This window comes from Asticcacaulis sp. (genome assembly GCF_047605585.1).
Lineage (GTDB): Bacteria > Pseudomonadota > Alphaproteobacteria > Caulobacterales > Caulobacteraceae > Asticcacaulis.
Map to the genome: position 1 here is coordinate 135,571 of NZ_JASGFK010000008.1, position 19,889 is coordinate 155,459.

Sequence of the window (19,889 nt, forward strand, 5' to 3'; positions counted from 1 at the left end):
GGACAGACACCTTTCCTCTATCACGGCCCCATCTACAGAGGAAGTCTATCGTGGAAACATCGCAAGCCGCCCCGCCCAATACCGCCGTTCAGGTCAGCACCACGGCCTTTTCGGTTATCCTGTCCGTCGCTTTCTGCCATATGCTGAACGATATGATGCAGGCCCTGCTGCCCGCCATCTACCCGAACCTGAAAAGCGGACTGGGCCTCAGCTTCACCCAGATCGGCGTCATTACCCTGGCCTACCAGATCACCGCCTCGATCCTGCAACCGCTCGTCGGCCTCTATGCCGACCGCCGGCCGACGCCCCTGGCCCTGCCCGGCGGCACCCTGTTCACCCTGAGCGGCCTGGTCACCCTGTCGATGGCGCACAGCTACCCGATCCTCCTGATCGGCGCCTGCCTGCTCGGCATGGGGTCTTCGGTCTTCCACCCGGAATCGTCGCGCGTGGTCCGGGCCGCCGCCGGCGGGCGCAACGGCATGGCGCAGGCCCTGTTTCAGGTCGGTGGTAATACAGGCTCGGCGCTCGGCCCTCTGGCCGCCGCCATTGTTGTGGCGCGCTACGGCCAGAGCAGCCTGGCTACCTTCGCCCTGCTGGCCCTGCTCTCCTGTGCCGTGCTGTGGAATGTCAGCCAGTGGTATCGCCACCACGGCCTGACGCGCCTGAACCAGAACCGCAAGGCCATGGAAGCCGTCACCCTGCCCAAAGGCACCGCCCGTCGCGGTATCTTCATCCTGCTGGCCATGATCTTCTCGAAATATGTCTATCTCGCCAGCCTGACCAGCTACTTCACCTTCTACCTGATCCATCGTTTCCATGTGTCAGTTGGCAATGCACAGATGCACCTGTTCATCTTTCTGGCGGCGGTGGCGGCCGGCACCTTCATCGGCGGCCCCATCGGCGACCGTTTCGGCCGCAAATACGTCATCTGGGCCTCGATCCTGGGCGTGCTTCCCTTCAGCCTGCTGCTGCCGCATGTGCCCCTCGCCTGGATCGGCGCGCTCAGTGTGATCATCGGCCTGATGCTGGCCTCGGCCTTCCCGGCCATCGTCGTCTTCGCGCAGGAGCTGGTGCCGGGCAAGGTCGGCATGATCTCCGGCCTGTTCTTCGGCTTCTCGTTCGGCATGGGCGGCATCGGCGCCGCCGTGCTGGGCAAGGTGGCCGATGTCTGGGGCATAGACACAGTGTTCCAGGTCTGCGCCTTCCTGCCGGCTATCGGCCTGCTGGCCGCCTGGCTGCCCGATCTGAAAGCCCGCCAGAAGGTGTAGATCCGCCCGATTTGCGCGCCTCGCAAATACTGGATAAGCTCGCCAACAGCCCTTTTCGCAGGAGTGATCATGTCCGAAACCGAAAAGCTGTTTGGCGGGTCTATCCCGGAAAACTACGACCGCCATATGGTGCCGCTGATTTTCGCCCCCTATGCCGCCGACCTGGCCCGCCGGGTCACGGCCCTGTCACCACGGGCGGTGCTGGAAACCGCCGCCGGCAGCGGCGCCGTTACCCGCGCCCTGGCGCCGGAACTGCCGGGCGTTCGCTATGTCGCCACTGACCTGAACCAGGGAATGGTCGACTATGCCGCCACCCACCAGCCGTCTGACGCCCCCGTCGAATGGCGGCAGGCCGACGCCCTGGCCCTGCCCTTCGCCGATGCCAGCTTTGATGTGGTCTGCTGCCAGTTCGGCGCCATGTTCTTCCCCGACCGCATCGCCGGTTATCGAGAAGCCCGGCGTGTCCTTAAGCCCGGCGGAACGTTCCTGTTCAGCGTCTGGGACCGTATCGAGGAGAATGTCTTCGCCAATGAGGTGATCCTGGCACTGGCGGAACGCTTTCCGGAAAATCCGCCGCGCTTTCTCGTTCGCGGGCCGCACAGCTATTTCGATACGGCGGCGATCCGCAGCGATCTGGCTACCGCCGGCTTTTCCGATATCGCGATCGATACCCACTCCGAACAGAGCCGCGCCGCCTCGGCGCGGATCGTCGCCACCGCCTTTTGTCAGGGCTCGCCCCTGCGCACCGAGATCGAGGCCAATGACCCGTCCGGACTTGAAGCGGCAACCCGTCATGTTACGGACTATCTGGTTGCCCGGCACGGACATGGGCCTGTGACCGCGAAGATCCAGGCCCACATCATCTCGGCAAAGGCTTAACCTCAGAACGCCGGCGGGGTCTCGTTCAGCAGATACTGCGTGAAGAAGTCCATGTGCTTGCGCCAGTAGTAGGGCCCGATGGAGTTGTGCGTGCGGTTGGCGAAGATAACCAGTTCGTGCGGCTTGTTGGCCGCCACCAGGGCCGCATCGAGCCGCAGGGTCGCCGCCACCGGCACGTTGTCATCGATATCGCCGTGAGTCAGCATCAGGTGACCTTTGAGGTTACCCGCCACGGAGATGTTCGAGTTCTTCTCCCAGGTCGCGTCGTCCGCGATGCCCATGGAGACTTCCGGCCACCACGCCTTGTCCAGCCGCTCATCCTGATTGCCTGAGTTTGCCACAGCCACCTTGTAGAAATCCGGGCGGCGCAGGATGAAGCGCGCCGCGTCATAACCGCCGGCCGAATGGCCGAACACGCCGACGCGGTCGAGGTCGAAATAGCTGTATTTCGCCTTCATCGCCTTCAGCACCCAGATATGGTCGTCGAGCCCGACCTCACCCAGGTTCTGATAGGCCGGCAGGCGGAAGGCCTGGCCGCGCTGCGAGGTGCCGCGCGCATCGACCTCAACGACGATGGCGCCGATCTGCGCCATGCCCTCGGCTGGATTGCGGAGATTGCGGCCATAGCCTTCGGCGATCACATGGGTCGTCGGGCCGGTATAGACATATTCGATCACCGGATAGGACTTCGACGGATCGAAGTTCTTGGGCCGGAAGATCATGCCATAAAGCATGGTCTTGCCGTCATCGGCCAGGGTGCTGAAAGGCTCCGGCGGCGTGAAACCGCTGGCCAGCAGGGCGGACGGATCGGCCTTGCCCAGTTCGGCGATGATATGACCATCGGTGGCGCTGCGCAGCAAGGTGCGGGTCGGTACGGTCGGGCTCGACATGCGGTCGATGAAGGTCTTGCCGTCTTCCGACACGCTGACATCGTGATCCAGCGGTTCCGGCGTCAGGTTGCGGATGGCGCCGTCCCAGCTCACATTATAAAGGCTGGAGAAATAAGGATTGACGCCCGCCTCACGGCCGATGCCGGTGATCAGCAGCGACTTCGCCTTGTCATCGACGCGCACGACATCGGTCACTTCCCAGCTCCCCTTGGTCAGCGCCTTGCCGCCTTCCGGCTTGTCGCCGGCGCCGACGAAATAGAGCTGCGCCCAGCCGGTGCGCTCGGAAATGACCAGGCTGCCGCCCAGTTCCGGTGTCGGGCGGATCGAGGACGAGGTGACGGTGACCAGCGGCTTGATCGCCTCGCGCACCTTGATCGTCGCCACATTGCTGGCCGGATCGATCTCGTATTGCACCAGTTCGCCATAGCCGCGCTTGGTCCACTGATAGACGATCTTGTCCTTGTTCCAGCCGAAATTGGGATCGCCCGGCCACAGCATGGAATCCGACGGCACGTTCAACACCTTGGGCGCTACGGTACCTTTCAGCGAGGCCGCCACATCGATCACCACCGGTACGAACTGCGGCACCTTTTCAGCGCCGGCGGTCGGGTAAACATAGTCGAAATGGCGCGGCAGTTGGCTGCCCGGCGGATTGGGCTGGACGCCGTGCCAGATATAGCTGCCGTTGCGATCCAGACGATAGGTCAGGATCTGCTTCGAATCCGGCGACCACTGCACGCTGACCGGCATGGGCGGAGTCTCGGTATTGGCTTCCACCATATCGGCGAACATCGGGTAGTTCATGCCGTAGCGTTGATCATAGCTGCCATTGGCGGTCAGCGCCGTTTCCTTGCCCGTAGCGATCTCAACCAGGGCCAGATCATAGCCTTTGTGGATCACCTTATAGAGACCATCCGGCGAGACCACGCCTTCATCGGCAGCCTTCGTCTCGATCGGCGCCTTGGTGACGGTATTGGCCGCCATATCAAGGATCAGTTTCTTGCCGCCGGAATTGAGCGTCAGGAGGCGCTTGTCGGCGTCGTAGTCTTCCGGAGACACATCGAACGGGCCTTTCGCATCCGCGCCCATGACCGGCGCCAGCAGAGGCTGGAGCGCGGCTTCCGTCGTCAGCTCGGTCACCTGCCCCGTGGCGGTATCGGCCAGGGTGATGATCCCCTGCCCTTTCGCCCCATGGCGATAAAGCACCTTGGCGCCGCCGGCCACGAACCGGGCGCGCAGGTCCAGATCGGTGACCAGTTCACCGGTCTTGCCGGCCAGATAGGATTGCGCCGTGGCGTAGCGATCGGCGATCGACGCCGTTTCGGCGTGAGCCATGGATGACAGAGCCAGCAGCGAAATGCCGCCGGCAAGAGCAAAGGATAAAGGACGCATGGATAGGTCTCGCCGTTTCTGAAATTATTATTGGGCCGCCGCCGTGAGTGTGATTTCGATTTCGCCGCTGTTATCAGCATAGATATCGTCATTGAGGCCGAACTGGATAGCCTCGGCGCCTTCGGGCACAGTGATGTTCATACCCGTGCCGATGGGAAAGGGCGACTTGACGATCTTGCCCTTGCTATCGGTAAACACGGCCACCAGTTCGTTCAGGTGCACGGGGTAAAAACCGTGCGCCATATACATGCTGGGAAACGGCATCCCCGAACCGCCCAGATGATCGTCACAGATAAATTCCTGCTGCCCGCCCGGATCGAAGCCGCCGCCGCCGGCCACCGTGGTGGTCGAGCCGGTGGCCGTCATCTGCAATGACATGCCCGCCGTTAGTTTCAGCGGCGCCACCGCCGGCGCCGTGCCGTCGTTCTTGCCGTAAGGCAGGTCGGGGTTTTTCTTCTTGATGACCCACGGCATGGCTGTGCCCGACACCTTGACCGTCACCGTTTCGGCCATCGCCGCCGGACTTAAACCGGCCAGAACCAATCCACCCGCCAACGCCAAAAAGCCCGCGATACGCATGTCAAAACCCCCAGCTGTTATTGTCAGACTTTATTCCGCACGGTTTCTCAAATGTGTCAAATATTTTATACGATATACCGCCGAATTGACATCATCGCCTGGCTGGTCATAATCAAAAAAGACACAGTAATGAGACGGGCAAATGGCGGACTCTCTTCGTAAAATCGTGGTCGTAGGCGGTGGCACAGCCGGATGGATGGCGGCCTCGGCGCTATCGAAAGTCTTTGGCACGCAAAAATACAGCTTCACCCTGATCGAGTCGGACGAAATCGGCACGGTCGGCGTTGGCGAAGCCACCATCCCGACCATCCAGGAGTTCAACCAGCTCCTTGAAATTGACGAGAACCAGTTCATGAAGGAGACCAATGCCTCCTTCAAGCTGGGCATCCGCTTCATCAACTGGAAGCGCGAGGGCAGCGAATATTTCCACCCGTTCGGCGTCTACGGCGTCGATATGAATGTCAACTTCACCCATTACTGGATGCGCTATCATCTGGCGGGCGGTAATGGCGATTTCGGCCTGTTCAACCCGCAGACCATCGCCGCGCGCATGAGCCGCTTCGGCCGCATGAGCGAGATCAATCCAAAGGCGCCCAACGTCAACTACGCCTTCCATTTCGATGCCTCGCTTTATGCCAAGTTCCTGCGCCGTTACAGCGAGGCGCGCGGCGTGGTGCGTCAGGAAGGCAAGATCACCAGCGTCAGCCAGCATCCCGAAACCGGCGATATCGCCTCGGTCACCCTCGAAAACGGCCAGACCATAGCGGGCGATCTGTTCATCGACTGCTCCGGCTTCCGCGGTCTGCTGATCGAGCAAACCCTGAAAACGGGCTACGAAGACTGGTCGCAATGGCTGCCGTGTAACCGCGCCGTCGCCGTACCCTGCGACAAGGTCAGCGGCATCACGCCCTACACCACCTCCACCGCCCGCGAAGCCGGCTGGCAATGGCGCATCCCGCTCCAGCACCGCACCGGCAACGGCTATGTCTTCTGCGAGTCCTACCTTCCGGAAGACAAGGCCATGGAGCTGATCCTGCAACGCCTCGATGGCAAGCCGCAGGCCGATCCGCGCGTCATACGCTTCACCACCGGTCATCGCAAGAAGCAATGGAACCGCAACGTCATCGCCATGGGCCTGGCCAGCGGCTTCCTCGAACCCCTGGAATCGACCTCGATCTATCTGGTGCAGGAAGCGATCATGAAGCTGATCCGCCACTTCCCGCGCGAACGCATCACTGACAGCTTACGCGACAGCTTCAATGCCGAGATGCTGTTCGCCTATAACGATGTGAAGGACTTCCTGATCGCCCACTACAAGGTGACCGAGCGCGAGGACACGCCCTTCTGGGCCTACTGCAAGCATATGGATATTCCCGACAGCCTGAAGGCGCGGCTGGAAAGCTTCGAACAAGGCAATCGTTCGCTGGTCCAGCCCAACGAACTGTTCAAGGAAGCCAGCTGGTTCGCCGTCCTGGCCGGGCAGGGCCTGATGCCCAAATCTTATCATCCGATTGCCGACCTGATGCCGGAAGACGAGTTCCGCTGGCGTATGGACCGGGTGAAAGAAGGCAGCGCCGGCCTGGCCAATGCCATGCCTGGCCACGAGGTCTATATCGCCCGGGCCTGCCCCTCGCCGGCGCTCGTCAGAGCATGAACCGGCCCGTCCGCGTCATCGAAAACATCGATCGCGCCACCTTCGACACCGAAATCCGCTATGCCGGGCAGCCTGTCATTCTCAAAGGCATTGTCACGCAATGGCCGGCGGTACGGGCGGCGCACGACTCGTCAAAAGCCCTGGGTGACTATCTGCGCCAGTTCGACAGCGGCAAGGAGGCCAATGTCTCGGTGGCGCGCAAGGAACTGAAGGGCCAGTTCTTCTATAATGAAGACCTGACCGGTCTGAACTACCAGACCCATCGCGGCACACTGAGCTTCATTGTCGGCTGGTGCCTGTCCCACATGGGTCAGACGGAAAGCGAGTCGGTCTATCTCCAGGCGCAGCCAGTGGACCAGTTCGCACCGGGCCTGGCCGCCGAACTGGCCATGCCGTTGCTGGATGCAGCGGTCCGTCCGCGCCTGTGGATCGGCAATACCCTGCGCACCCAGACCCACTTCGACTATACCAGCAATATTGCCGTCCATGTGGCAGGCGAAAAGGTCTTCACCCTCTTCCCGCCCGACCAGACCGCAAACCTCTATCCCGGTCCGCTCGATCGCTCACCGGCGGGCGTGCCGATCAGCATGGCCTCGCTGGAAGCGCCTGATGCGCAGCGCTACCCGCATCTGGACGAAGCACAGGCTCACGCCCTGACCGCCCGGCTTTCGCCCGGCGACGGATTGTTCATTCCGCCCCTGTGGTGGCACCATGTCCAGACCACCGGCCCGCTCAACATGCTGGTCAATTACTGGTGGAACGACGCCCGCCCGGATCTGGTCGATCCGATCGCCGCTCTGCATATCGCGGGTTTGGCCTTCCGCTCCATGCCAGAGGGACAGCGCAAGGCCTGGCGCGAAATGATGGATTATTTTGTCTTCGACGGCGATCCGACCGGCCACCTGCCCAAACATGTCAGGGGCGCTTTCAATTCCGACCTGACTCCACAGGAAATGGCTCAGCTCAAGTCATTCTTTCTCGGCGGCCCTAAGCGCTTCTAAAGTTCACAACATAAAAAATCCCCCGCCGGCAGACCGGCGGGGGATTTCTTTTTAAGCCATCGGTTTCCGTTTAATAGCGGAAGCGTGCACTGAGCTGGACCGTTTTCGCACCGACGCGCGTGCCTGCATTCAGAATTGAATTGGCCCCATAGGTCGCTGCATCGCTGTCCCCCAGCAGATTGGTACCTTCGAGAGATACGGTCATCCACTTGACAGGCGTATAGTTCACAGCAAAATCCAGACGTTCAGTAGCCTCAAAATAGGTACTGTACCCCTTGGCCGAATAGCCATCCAGCGCGCTACGGTAACGGTCACGATGGTTGAAAGCCACGCGTGCGCTCCACTTGTCATGTTCGTAATAAACTGACAGGTTATAAGTATATTTCGAATTGTAAGGCGCGTCATAGATACCGGGGATGGTCGCCGCTTCCTCTGCCGAGATCGGCTCGCCGTTGTAGAAGGCGTATTCGATCTTACCATAGTAGTTATAGGTCAGGTTGGCAGAGGCACCAAAGTTGTTCCAGGGCGAAGGCAGGAAGTCGAAGAAGCCTTGGGCATTCAGCTCAATACCCTTGTACTCGCCCGGACCGCCATTCATGGCGCGATAGATGGTGTAGCTCACATCGGGTGTCGACGGATCGTTGTCATCATCCGTGGGTACGTTCTGCTGCTTGCCCCAAACGAAGAAGTTGCTGGGCTTCTTATCGTATACCGCCGCCGAGAGGATACCACCGCGGCCGAAATAGTATTCCAGCGAGGCGTCGTAGTTCTTTTCCTCGTTCGGCTTCAGGTCCGGGTTGCCACCCCAGCCGTAGTGGTTGGTGGTATCGTACAGGTAAACGAACGAGTTCATGTCATTGAAGCTTGGGCGCTGAATATTGACCGTATAGGCCAGACGCAGCTGCAGCTTCGGCGAGAAGTGAATGATCGCATTGACATTCGGCATGAAATCTGTGCCCTCACCGGCGCGCACAGAATCCACGATTTCACCAGACTTCATGTATTGCGAAGCCAAGCTTTGGCCCCAGGTATGAACAGAACGGCCGCCGATGGAACCATCGACCGGGAAATCCCAGGCTTTGAAACCATAGTTCAGTTGAGCGTAGATCGCCGCCGTCTTTTCGCTCGATGTGTAGCTGCTCATCAAGCGCTCGGTGGAAACTGTCGCATCGGCCCAACCACCCGACCCACCGGTTTCCCAAGTATTGCCTGGCGTATTGGCGTAGGCACGGATGGCATCCCAGTTATTCAGAACGGATTGACGCGAGATACGGTACCAGCTCGGCGCGTTCGTACCGCCGACACCAACACTCACGAGGTCCAGATCAGACCCACCAGGGAAGTCCGTCACGGCCACATCGTTGAAATAGGCGTAACGATAGCCGTAAGCCGTGGTCAGTTCGCGATCCGACTTGCGCACCCCGAACTGCACGCTGCGAACAAATTTGTCGTCGCTGAACCGATGCGTGACATCGATGTTCCAGGCCGTCTCCGAACTGTCGGTGAAGGATTTGCCGTTTTCGACGAAGTAGGCGTTGTAGTTGCTGGCATCACTCAGATCGAGCGCATTGCCGCTGGCGTCGTAATAGGCAACATAAGGACCGCCGCCTTCGACATTCGACGAATTTGTGTCGACCTTCATAGAAGCGAGGCCATCCAGGGTCAGCCACGTCGTGTACCATTGGTTGTCGAAGCTGCTCGTATCCTTGTAAACACCTAAATTGACCGTGGTGTTGTCGTTATGCCAGTGCGCTTCGAAATTGATGCGGTTGTTTTCGGTCTTGTTATAGTCATCGCGAGAAACAGAACCAACAGGCATTACGGAGGTGTCCGTGAGGTTCGGGTCCGTTTCGGTCATGGAGAGGATGGTCTTGCCATCCGCTGCATAAACAACATCGGACAGGACTGCCGGGCTGTCCTTCAGGCGCGTATTCATGGCGCTGTAAGAGCGATTTTCCGTCGCATTGAACATCGAGCCTTCGAGCACGAAATCCAGATTATCATTAACGCGCCACTGATAGGAAGCGTTCAGAGACGGACGGCGAATCTTGCCACTGTCCACGCCATATTGGATGCGATAGAGGCCAATAGCGTCCTGATGGTCGGCCGGCAGGCTGGTCAATTGAGCGCCCCAGAAGGTCTGCGGCGTCTCGCTCTGGACGTACTGTTCGTTGTAGTTGTTTTCCTGATAGGACAAGTTGACCAGGAAGCCCATTTCACCGATGCTGGTGTCAAAACGCTTGGCGATCAGAGCCGAAGTATAGGGGCTCTTAGTATCCCCGATATCACCGTAGACTTCACGGAAGCTGCCCGCCAAAGTCCAGCCCTTCTTCAGGTCGAGCGGGCGGCGCAGATCGACATTGACCGTGCCGGCAAAGCCGCCTTCAACCTGATCGGCCGTGCGTGTCTTGTAAACTGTGACCGATTTGATCAATTCGGCGGGCACATCGTTCAGCGAAATGCTGCGGCCAGTGCCGTTTGAAGCAGGGGAGCCATTGACCGTGGTCTGAACGTCGTCCATGCCCCGGATTGAAATGCTGTCACCTTCGCCATGTGAACGCGTAATTTGCACGCCGGTGACGTGGGCCAAGGCCTCGATCACATTGTTGTCTGGCAGCTTGCCAGCGTCTTCAGCGGTAATGGTTTCCGAAATCTGGCCAGCCTTCCGCTTTTTGTCCGTCGAGGACTGAAGGCTCTTGCGGAGCCCTTTGACGATGATGACTTCATCGCTTCCGGCCTCGGCCTTGGCCGTGGCGGCCTTTTCGGCGGCGGTGGGTTCCGTCGTGGTTGTGGTCGTTTCCTGGGCCAGGGCTGGCGCGCACATCATAGCGGCGGCCAGGCCGGTCGCGGCCAACAGGATCGTCTTACTCTTAGGTGTCGTAAACATACAATAGTCCCCGTTTTCAAAAACCTGATGTGACACACAGGACATGAAATTGCGGGGCCGTCAAAATATTTTATACGATATACGTCAATTTCAAGGCATTTTTAATAACATGACAAATGTACGTTGCGGATATGCAACAGCGATTTCGCACAAGAAATGCCAATTTGTCCGACGATGTCATTCCGGCCTCCAAAATATAATCATTTTGTTTCAATGTGTTATAAAATTCATAATTTGCCTTTTTCTCCCCCGCCTCCAAAGCCGGTTCTTTTTGTCATAGCAACTGCTGAAAATCGCCCCAACCCGCCTTCAGCGACTCAACCGGCCTTAGCCTCAAAAAGCCACTTTTGACTTGCCTCCCGACGTATATCGTATACAAATTGTCAGACAACATAAGGTGGATTTCATGACTTTTTCTGGCACGCGCAGGCACTTCCTGACCTCAACGGCCGCGCTTACGGCGCTGACCCTCTCGCCCTTCGCGGCCGCACAAGGTGTCAAACAAGGCGAGATCGCGTCCCTGCCGCTGTCGGATGTCCGCCTCCTGCCCTCTCCCTATAAAACCGCACTTGATGTCAACCACACCTATCTGGTGACGCTGGAGCCCGACCGGTTTCTGCATAATTTCCGCAAGGGCGCAGGCCTGAAACCCAAGGCCGAAGCCTATGGCGGCTGGGAGCAGGACACCATCGCCGGCCACAGCCTGGGCCACTATCTCTCGGCCATATCTCTTATGTACGCCCAGACCGGCGATCCGGTGCTGAAACAACGCGCCGCCTACGTCATCGATGAGCTGGCCCTGGTCCAGGGTATGCAGGGCGATGGCTATGTCGCCGGCTTCCTGCGCAAGCGCAAGGACGGCACGGTCGTCGATGGCAAGGAGATCTTCCCGGAAATCATGGCCGGCGACATCCGCTCCGCCGGTTTCGATCTCAATGGCTGCTGGGTGCCCTTCTATAACTGGCACAAGCTCTATGGCGGCCTCTATGACGCCCAGACCTTCTGCGGTCTCGACAAGGCCATCCCCGTCGCCGTCAATCTCGGCGGCTATATCGACAAGGTGTTCGCCGCCCTCACCGACGCCCAGGTGCAGGAAGTGCTGAATTGCGAGCACGGCGGCATCAATGACAGCTTCGCCGAACTTTATCAGCGCACCAATGATCCGCGCTGGCTGAAACTGTCGGAGCGCCTCTACCATCACAAGGTCTTGGATTCGCTGGTGGCCCAGCAGGACAAGCTGGCCAATATCCACTCCAACACCAATATCCCGAAGGTACTGGGCCTGGCGCGTCTGTACGATGTCACCGGCAAGGCCGATTACCACACCGCCTCCGCCTTCTTCTGGGAGCGCGTGACGAAACACCATTCATTCGTCATCGGTGGCAATGGCGATCGCGAATACTTCTTCGAGCCGGATACCATCTCGAAGCATATCACCGAGGCGACCTGCGAGCATTGCGCCACCTACAATATGATGAAGCTGACCCGCGACCTGTATCGCTGGTCGCCGGATGCCGCCTATTTCGACTATTTCGAGCGCGCGCACCTCAATCACGTCATGGCGCAGCAGAACCCGAAGACCGGCATGTTCTCCTATATGACGCCGTTGTTCACCGGCGCCGCCCGCGGCTTCTCCGATCCGGTCGATAACTGGACCTGCTGCCACGGCACCGGCATGGAAAGCCACGCCAAGCATGCGGAGTCCATCTACTGGCAGACGGCCGATACCCTGTTCGTCAATCTCTATATCCCCTCCACCGCCAAGTGGGCGGCCAAGGGCGCGTCCTTACGCCTCGATACCGGCTATCCCTATGAGGGTGCGGTCAAGCTGAACCTGACCAGCCTGCGCCGTCCGGCGCGTTTCAAGCTGGCCCTGCGCGTGCCTGGCTGGGCGCGCACCGCCGCGCTCAAGCTCAATGGCAAGCCGGTCGAGGCGGCACGCGACAATGGCTATCTGATCGTCGACCGCGTCTGGCAAGCGGGCGACAGCCTGGCGCTCGACCTGCCGATGGATCTGCATATCGAACCGACCTCGGATAATCCGGGCGTGGTGGCGATCCTGCGCGGCCCGATGGTCATGGCCGCCGATCTCGCCTCGGTCGATGAGGATTACAAGGCCACCGATCCGGCCTTGGTGGGCAATGACCTGCTGGCCGGCTTCGCGCCGGTGGCGATCGAGAAGGCCGAGTTCAAAACCGTCGGCATCGGCCGGCCGGGCGAACTGAAGATCGTGCCCTTCTATAGCCAGTGGGAACGCCGCAGCGCCGTCTATTTCAAGGCCTTCAACGAGGCCGACTGGAAGGTCGAGGAAGCCGCCTTCCTGGCCGAACAGGCCCGCCAGCGCGACCTCGCCGCCCGCTCCGTCGACGTCATGCACCTCGGCGAGATGCAGGCCGAACGCGACCACAATCTCGAATCGGACGTCTCGTGGCCCGGCACCTATCGCGGCCGCAACGGTCGTGACGCCCGCTCCGGCGGCTTCATGTCCTTCACCATGGCCGTCAAGCCCGGCCCGCTGGTGATGCAGGCGACCTATTGGGGCGACGATCGCTGCGATTTCGACATCCTGATCGACGGCCAGCTGCTGACCAATGTCTCGCACAAGACGCCGATCAAGCCGGGCGAGTTCTTCGATGAGCAGTATCCGGTGCCGGAAGCCCTGACCCAGGGCAAGACCTCGGTCACGATCAAGCTGGTGCCTAAGGAAGGTCGCTCCACCGCCATGGTGTTCGACATCCTGCTGTTCACCGCCGCGCCTGCCGGCACCGCCGCCTAAGAAAGCCCATCCATGTCCCGTCGCTTCATAAGTGCCCGCGTATCCCTCCTCGCCGTATTGCCGGCCTGCGCGGTCCTGACCGGACACGGCGGGACGGCCCAGGCACAAACCCCGCCTGCTGCCTGCGTCGCCGGTAACTGGACAGTGGTCTCCGGCACGCCTGAAGAACAAAAGGTCCAGTACGAGACCGCGCACTTCGCCTTCCGCTGGAAGGACGGCGACGTACAGATGGCTGACGCCGTCTCGGCCGGGCAATATCTGGAGACCGTCTGGACCACCTTCATCGGCCAGATCAAGTTCCCTGAGCCCTATTGCGACACGGCCACAAAGCACAAGGCCAATATCAATCTCGACCCGACCTTTGGCCTGACCGGCGGCCCGACCGGCGAGCGCGACATGGGCATGTGGATCGGGCCGCTGGCGCTGAAGGACCACTGGGGTCTGGCGCACGAATTCACCCATGCCCTGCAAGGCTCCACGCGCAGCTTCCGTGATGGCAAATATGTCGGCTGGCTATGGGAAAGCCACGCCAACTGGATGGCCCACCAGATGCCGGAATACCGCAATGAGGTGCACTGCTCCGAACTGCTGGTCAATTTCCCGCACCTCTATTACGGCTCGACGCGTGACCGCTACTGCAACTGGCAGTTCCTCGAATACCTGAAAGACAAGTACGGCTATGCGGCAGTCAACGACATCTGGGCCAATGGCCTGAAGCCCGACCAGGCCGACTATCTGGAGGAAGACCCGTTCAGCACCCTGATGCGCAATCAGAAATGGTCGATCGCCGATCTCAATGACGAGTTCGGCGAATGGGCGCTGCGCAGCATCACCTGGGATTATGTCGACGACGACGGCAATGACCAGAGCCCGACCTATCGCGCCAAATATGGCTCTTATGATCAGCGCGAAGGCCAGCGCGCGCTGCGCGTCACGTCGCTTGATCCGATGGACCTTGGCCAGCGCCGTTTTGCCGTGCCCAATGCGTGGGCGCCGCAGCGCTGGGGGTATAATGTTGTGCGCCTGATGCCCGATGCCGGCGCCACAAAGATCACCGTCCGGTTCCGCGGCGTGGTCCAGGCGGCGCCCGCCACCACCACCCTGCCCGGCTTCACCAATGATCCGGCCGCGATCCCGCAGCCGTCATCCGACTGGCGCTGGGGCATGGTCGCCATCCAGGCCGACGGCACGCCGCGCTATGGCCCGCTGATGGGCGGCGCCGATGGCGACCTGGCCTTCGATCTCAAGCCCGGCGACCAAGCGGTCTATATGGTCGTGGTCGGCACGCCCGCCAGCCAGCAGAAGATACAGTGGGATCAGGCCTATTATTCGATCTACCGCTATCCGTGGATGGTGCAGCTAACGGGTGCCATGCCCCAAGGTTTTGAACCGGGCTACACGCCCGGTGCAAATGGCCATATCCAGGTCAATGGCGGCGGCTGGGTCAGCAATGCCGCCCATGTCGATGCGTCGGTCTATGTCGGCCCCTATGCCCGTGTCACCGGCGGCACGGTCAAGGGCAATGCCCGCATCGAAGACCATGCCCTGGTGCGCGGCGGCACGGTCTCCGGCAATGCGGTCATCGGCGCCATGAGTGTCATCGATAACGGCGTGACCGTAAAGGACAATGCCAGGGTCGAGACCACCTTCCTCGGCATCGGCGGCTTCGAACCCGGCACCGAACTGTCCGGCACGGCGGAGATCCTGGGCGATGCCGAGGTGCGCGGCGGGCCCAAACTCAGCAAGGGCGTCTACAGCGGCTTTGTCGACCAGTCATCGCAAACCGACCCGAAACAGGGCGGCGACCTGACCGCCCCGGTGCCGGAAGTGACCGCCACCGCCCCCTATGCCTGGCGTCCCTGAGACGGGCTCCTGAACAGGAAAGCCCCGGCCGTAACCGGGCTGTTTCTTTTTCGCGACAAGACCAAAAAAAACTTGTATATGGTATACCGACAGGCTCGAAATCGGAATCATACCGTATGAACAAGGCGCACCGCCCGCAGATCGGCACAGAGATCCCCCCTGATCTGGCTGAAGAATACGGCCATCCCGACCTGAACAATATTCATAACAAGGCGGCCAGCGATCTCGGCCGCGCCATCGTTTCTGGCCGCTATGCCCCGGGCAAGAAACTGCCGACCGAGTTCGAATCCGCCGAACGCCTCGGCATCTCCCGCTCTTCCTATCGCGAAGCCACGCGCATCCTGGCCGCCAAGGGCATGCTGGTCAGCCGCACCAAGGCCGGCACCGTGGTCAGCGCCCGTTCCTCCTGGAATCTGCTCGATCCCGACGTCCTGGCCTGGTTCTTCCAGAGCGAACCCAGTCCCTCCTTCATCCATGACCTGTTCGAGCTGCGCATGGTGGTCGAACCCGCCGCTGCCGCCATGGCCGCGGTTCGCCGCACCGAGGCCCAGGTCAGCGAAATGGAAAAGGCCCTGGAGATCATGAGTGAAAAGACCCTGGCTTCCGAAGCCGGCCTGGCCGCTGACAAGCACTTCCACACCGTCATCCTCGAAGCGACGCGCAACGAGACCTTTATTTCGCTGGCCAGCGGCATCGGCGCCGCCGCCCGCTGGGCCAGCATCTTCAAGCAGCGCCACCGCGAACTGCCGCGCGATCCCGTGCCCGATCATATGCGCCTGCTGCAGGCGATCAAGGCAAAGGACCCTGAAGCCGCACGCCATGCCGCCGTCACCCTGCTGCTTCTGGCACAGGAAGACACGGCGCTTTCCATGCAATCCTGACCCTATCCAACAAGACCGGAGTACCCAAGTGAGCCACCAGACCCTGACGCTGGACGAGGCCCTGAGCCTGAGCATCAATATCCTGGAAAAGAACGGCTTCTCGCCCGAACATGCCGGCGCTATCGCGCGCAATATCAATGCCGGCCAGCGCGACGAATGCCATTCGCACGGCCTCTACCGCCTGCTGGTCTGCACCCACACCCTGAAAAGCGGCAAGGTCTCGGCCGATGCCCTGCCCGAGTTGCATGACGTCGCCCCTGGTCTGGTGCGTGTCGATGCGAAGGGCGCCTATTCCCTGCTGGCCTTCGAAACCGGCCTGCCCGTCCTGGCGGAAAAAGCCCGCAAACAAGGCATAGCGGCGCTGGCCATCAATCACTGCTACCACTTCTCGGCCTTGTGGCCGGAGGTCGAGGCCATCGCGGCGCAAGGCCTGGTTGGGCTGGCCCTGACGCCGAGCCATAGCTGGGTGGCCCCCTTCGGCGGCACCAAGGGCGTCTTTGGCACCAATCCGCTGGCCTTCGCCTGGCCGCGCCCCGGCCAAAATCCCTTCGTCTTCGATTTCGCTACCAGCGCCGCGGCGCGCGGCGAGATCGAACTGCACCGCCGCGCCGGCAAGCCGATCCCCGAAGGCTGGGCGGTCGATACGGAAGGCCACCCCACCACCGACCCGACCGAAGCCATGGCTGGGGCCATGCTGACCTTCGGCGGCCACAAGGGCTCAGCGCTTTCCGCCATGATCGAGCTGATGGCCGGCCCGCTGATCGGCGACCTGCTGAGCCTCGAATCCCAGGCCTATGACAAGGGCGCCGGCGCCACCCCCTATCACGGCGAACTGGTCATCGCCATCGATCCGCAAGTCTTCATGGGCCCCTCGGCGGACCTGCACAGCGCTCGCGCCGAAAAGCTGTTCGAAGCCATTGTCGATCAGGGCGCCCGCCTGCCCTCTCAGCGCCGCTACGAGGCCCGCGCCCGCAGCCTCGCTTCCGGCACGATCACCATCCCCGAACAGCTCTACAAGGATATCCTCGCCCTGCTCCACTAAAGGAAACTGCCATGAAAGCCCTGCTTCTGACCCTCGGCCTGCTGAGCTTGGCCCTGACCCTGCCCGCAAAAGCGCAGACCGCCTCGGCGGAGGCCGACAAACAGGCCATCCTCACCGTGATCGCCAATATGGAAACAGCGTGGAACCAGGGTGATTTCAAGGGCTACATGGCCGGTTTCAAAAACCCGGACGTCGTTTTCGTGTCCGGCGGGCGGTTCCAGGCAGATTGGCAGGGCACGCTCGATCACTATGTCCGCGATTACGGCGCCTCACCTGAAACGCGCGGCACCCTGCATTTCTATGACATGAAAATCGAAATCCTGGCGCCTGACGCGGCACAGCTGATCGGCCGTTTCCATCTCGAACGGCCGCAGCACGCCATGGAAGGCGTCAATACGCGCCTGTTCCGCAAGGTTGACGGCCATTGGGTGATCGCCCTCAACCATGTCTCCGCCTACGAAGTGCCGGCAGCGAATTAAGGCTCCGTCCGCTTCAGAAGGTCGATCAGATCGTCCTTCCAGAAGACGGCGCGCGTATGGGTGCCATGGCCGGTGGTCTCGGCGCTTTCCGGGATCAACCGGAAGCGGACATTGGGATTGCGCTTCACCACCTGCGCCGGGAAGTCGAAATTGCGCGGATTGATGAAGTCGTCGGCCGAGTTGATCCACATCGTCGGCACGGCGATCTTTTCGATATCGGCCCACGGATTGTAGTTCCGCGACGAATCGAACTGATAGATCATGTCATTGGCGTCCCGGCCGGCCATGTCGCGTGATACGCGCTCGCGCTCCATCGCGATGGACTGGTCACGCGTCGGGGCCTTGGCCTGCAGGTTCAGCGGCGCCGCCCCGGCAATGACCGAAACCGATGACGCCGTGCGCAGGCCCAACTGCGGCTGAGTCTTGTATTCGCCGCCCATCCACGCCGGATCGGCCTCGATGCCGTCGATGATCATCTGCCGCCACATGCGGTTCAGCCCGGCGATCTCCACCGGCTCGCAGGCCAGCGGCATCAGGGCCGAAGCGAAATCCGGATGCGCCTCGCCCCAGACGAAGATGTGCATGCAACCCATCGAGGTGCCGATGATCAGGCGCAGGTGCTTGACCCCCAGCCCCTCGGTCAAAAGGCGGCGCTGCGCCTCCACCATGTCGTCATAGTCGTATTTCGGGAAGGCCATATGCAGGCCATCCGACGGTTTGGACGAGCCGCCATGGCCGATATTATCCGGCAGGATGACATAGTATTTGCGGATATCGAGCGGCTGGCCGGGGCCATAAAGCTCATCGGCGAAATAGGAGGCCAGGAACTGCTTGCCGGTGCCGCCGGTGCCGTGCAGCACCATGACGGCATTATCGATCTCGCCTTGCGCATTGCGGTGCGGCTGACCGAGCGTCGTATAGTGCAGCTTCAGATCCGCGAGCGTTTCGCCGGCGCCAAAGTGAAAACCATGGGCGATGTAATCGCCTTCCTGCGTCGGCCACGGCGTGGCCGCATGGACCGCTATCGGCGCGGTCATCAGGGCCAGCGCAAGCATAAAAGACTTCATTTCCAACTCCTCAATACTTGCGCTGGTTTTAGGCTCAGGTGACCTGGAAGCCCGCCCAGAACTTGTCTTCGCGGTCGATCCAGATATTGTTGAAGCCGGTCGAGATGGCCGAACCCTCGATAGAGGGGATGATCGCCTTCTGGTCGCCCAGCATGACCTCGTCTTCGACGCGGCCGATGAACTGGCTGCAGATATAGCTTTCGTGGACGAAACGGTCGCCCTTTTTCAGCTTGCCCTTGGCGTGCAGGTGCGCCAGACGCGCTGAAGTGCCGGTGCCGCAGGGCGAGCGGTCGATGGCGCGCTCACCGTAGAAAACAGCGTTGCGGCCGTCGGCGTCGGCGCTCTTTGGCTTGTCGGCCCACAGGACGTGGCTGACGCCGCGAATGGTCGGATCAACCGGGTGGACCGGCTCGTACTTTTCGCGCACGAGCTGGCGGATCACACGACTCAGTTCGATGATGCGGGCCGCGCCCAGATCGTCCAGCCCGGTATAGGGGCCATCGGCGGTCGGTTCGATAATGGCGTAATAGTTGCCACCGTAGGAGACATCGAGCGTCAGCTTGCCGAAGTCCGGCACATCGATCTCGATACCAGTCTGGGCCAGATAGGCCGGCACATTGGTGATCTTCACCGAGGTCACCTTGCTGCCGCTCACCGTATAATCGATATTGATCACACCGGCGGGCACTTCCAGCTTCAGCTTGCCCGGCGTGCGCGGGGTGACGAGACCGTTTTCGAGCGCGAAGGTCACCATGCCGATGGTGCCGTGGCCGCACATCGGCAGGCAGCCGGAGGTCTCGATAAACAGGATGCCGGCGTCGGTATCGGCTTGGGTCGGCGGATAGAGGAAACCGCCCGACATCATGTCGTGACCGCGCGGCTCGAAGCACAGGCCCGTGCGGATCCAGTCGAACCGCTCCAGGAAATCCTGGCGGCGCTCGGACATGTTCGAGCCCTTCAGCAGGGGCGCACCACCGGCGACGAGGCGGACAGGGTTGCCGGCCGTGTGGCCGTCGATGCAGAAAAAGGTGTGGCGCATGAAAACTCCGGACGAAAAAAGGCGGCCCGCAAAAAAGCGAACCGCCTCTATCAGATATTACAGCCTGTCGGACAAGCGAGCCGGCAGGATTAAAGACTGCTTAGGCGGCCTTGGTAATTTTGAGCGACGGGCGCGTTGCGGCAGCCTTTTCGACCATGGCGGTGACTTCGGCGCGACGGGCGCCGGTCAGCG

14 protein-coding genes are annotated in these 19,889 nt (G+C 61.0%); 9 read left to right on the forward strand and 5 right to left on the reverse strand.

Annotation, left to right across the window (positions count from 1 at the left end; genetic code table 11):
• Positions 1 to 50: 50 nt before the first annotated feature.
• Together QM647_RS16460 and QM647_RS16465 are read left to right on the forward strand one after the other, a co-directional pair.
• Positions 51 to 1,268, forward strand: a complete 1,218-nt coding sequence (locus QM647_RS16460; RefSeq protein WP_414996640.1) for an MFS transporter — start codon at positions 51 to 53, stop codon at positions 1,266 to 1,268.
• A gap of 69 nt (positions 1,269 to 1,337) precedes the next feature.
• Positions 1,338 to 2,147 (forward strand): class I SAM-dependent methyltransferase, encoded by an 810-nt coding sequence (locus QM647_RS16465; RefSeq protein WP_414996641.1) that lies wholly within the window; start codon positions 1,338 to 1,340, stop codon positions 2,145 to 2,147.
• 2 nt (positions 2,148 to 2,149) lie between these two features.
• On the opposite strand, the gene QM647_RS16470 is transcribed toward QM647_RS16465, so the two are convergent.
• On the reverse strand, positions 2,150 to 4,429 hold the full coding sequence (locus tag QM647_RS16470; RefSeq protein ID WP_414996642.1) for a prolyl oligopeptidase family serine peptidase: 2,280 nt from the start codon (positions 4,427 to 4,429) through the stop codon (positions 2,150 to 2,152).
• A 27-nt stretch (positions 4,430 to 4,456) separates the two neighbouring features.
• Positions 4,457 to 5,008, reverse strand: coding sequence for a hypothetical protein (locus QM647_RS16475; RefSeq protein ID WP_414996643.1), 552 nt, complete (start codon positions 5,006 to 5,008; stop codon positions 4,457 to 4,459).
• A gap of 142 nt (positions 5,009 to 5,150) precedes the next feature.
• Here QM647_RS16475 and QM647_RS16480 point away from each other — a divergent pair, with 142 nt between their 5' ends.
• On the forward strand, positions 5,151 to 6,662 hold the full coding sequence (locus QM647_RS16480; RefSeq protein ID WP_414996644.1) for a tryptophan halogenase family protein: 1,512 nt from the start codon (positions 5,151 to 5,153) through the stop codon (positions 6,660 to 6,662).
• Positions 6,659 to 7,663 (forward strand): cupin-like domain-containing protein, encoded by a 1,005-nt coding sequence (locus QM647_RS16485; protein ID WP_414996645.1) that lies wholly within the window; start codon positions 6,659 to 6,661, stop codon positions 7,661 to 7,663. The genes QM647_RS16480 and QM647_RS16485 overlap by 4 nt, the downstream gene beginning before the upstream one ends.
• Before the next feature lie 70 nt (positions 7,664 to 7,733).
• On the opposite strand, the gene QM647_RS16490 is transcribed toward QM647_RS16485, so the two are convergent.
• Positions 7,734 to 10,550, reverse strand: coding sequence for a TonB-dependent receptor (locus QM647_RS16490; RefSeq protein ID WP_414996646.1), 2,817 nt, complete (start codon positions 10,548 to 10,550; stop codon positions 7,734 to 7,736).
• A 406-nt stretch (positions 10,551 to 10,956) separates the two neighbouring features.
• Here QM647_RS16490 and QM647_RS16495 point away from each other — a divergent pair, with 406 nt between their 5' ends.
• The 5 genes from QM647_RS16495 (at position 10,957) to QM647_RS16515 (ending at position 17,591) form a co-directional block, all read left to right on the forward strand.
• On the forward strand, positions 10,957 to 13,326 hold the full coding sequence (locus QM647_RS16495; RefSeq protein WP_414996647.1) for a beta-L-arabinofuranosidase domain-containing protein: 2,370 nt from the start codon (positions 10,957 to 10,959) through the stop codon (positions 13,324 to 13,326).
• A 12-nt stretch (positions 13,327 to 13,338) separates the two neighbouring features.
• Positions 13,339 to 15,189, forward strand: coding sequence for an Svx/AvrXca family virulence/avirulence protein (locus tag QM647_RS16500; RefSeq protein ID WP_414996648.1), 1,851 nt, complete (start codon positions 13,339 to 13,341; stop codon positions 15,187 to 15,189).
• A 116-nt stretch (positions 15,190 to 15,305) separates the two neighbouring features.
• On the forward strand, positions 15,306 to 16,070 hold the full coding sequence (locus QM647_RS16505) for a FadR/GntR family transcriptional regulator (RefSeq protein ID WP_414996649.1): 765 nt from the start codon (positions 15,306 to 15,308) through the stop codon (positions 16,068 to 16,070).
• A gap of 28 nt (positions 16,071 to 16,098) precedes the next feature.
• Complete coding sequence (locus tag QM647_RS16510) at positions 16,099 to 17,112, forward strand: Ldh family oxidoreductase (protein WP_414996650.1); 1,014 nt, start codon at positions 16,099 to 16,101, stop codon at positions 17,110 to 17,112.
• A gap of 11 nt (positions 17,113 to 17,123) precedes the next feature.
• On the forward strand, positions 17,124 to 17,591 hold the full coding sequence (locus QM647_RS16515) for a YybH family protein (protein ID WP_414996651.1): 468 nt from the start codon (positions 17,124 to 17,126) through the stop codon (positions 17,589 to 17,591).
• Here the strand turns inward: QM647_RS16515 and QM647_RS16520 are convergent.
• Both QM647_RS16520 and QM647_RS16525 read right to left on the reverse strand, forming a co-directional pair.
• A complete protein-coding gene (locus QM647_RS16520; RefSeq protein WP_414996652.1) occupies positions 17,588 to 18,658 on the reverse strand; it encodes an alpha/beta fold hydrolase in 1,071 nt (356 codons plus the stop codon). The genes QM647_RS16515 and QM647_RS16520 overlap by 4 nt on opposite strands.
• 34 nt (positions 18,659 to 18,692) lie before the next feature.
• Complete coding sequence (locus QM647_RS16525) at positions 18,693 to 19,697, reverse strand: 4-hydroxyproline epimerase (protein ID WP_414996653.1); 1,005 nt, start codon at positions 19,695 to 19,697, stop codon at positions 18,693 to 18,695.
• Between the last annotated feature and the right edge of the window lie 192 nt (positions 19,698 to 19,889).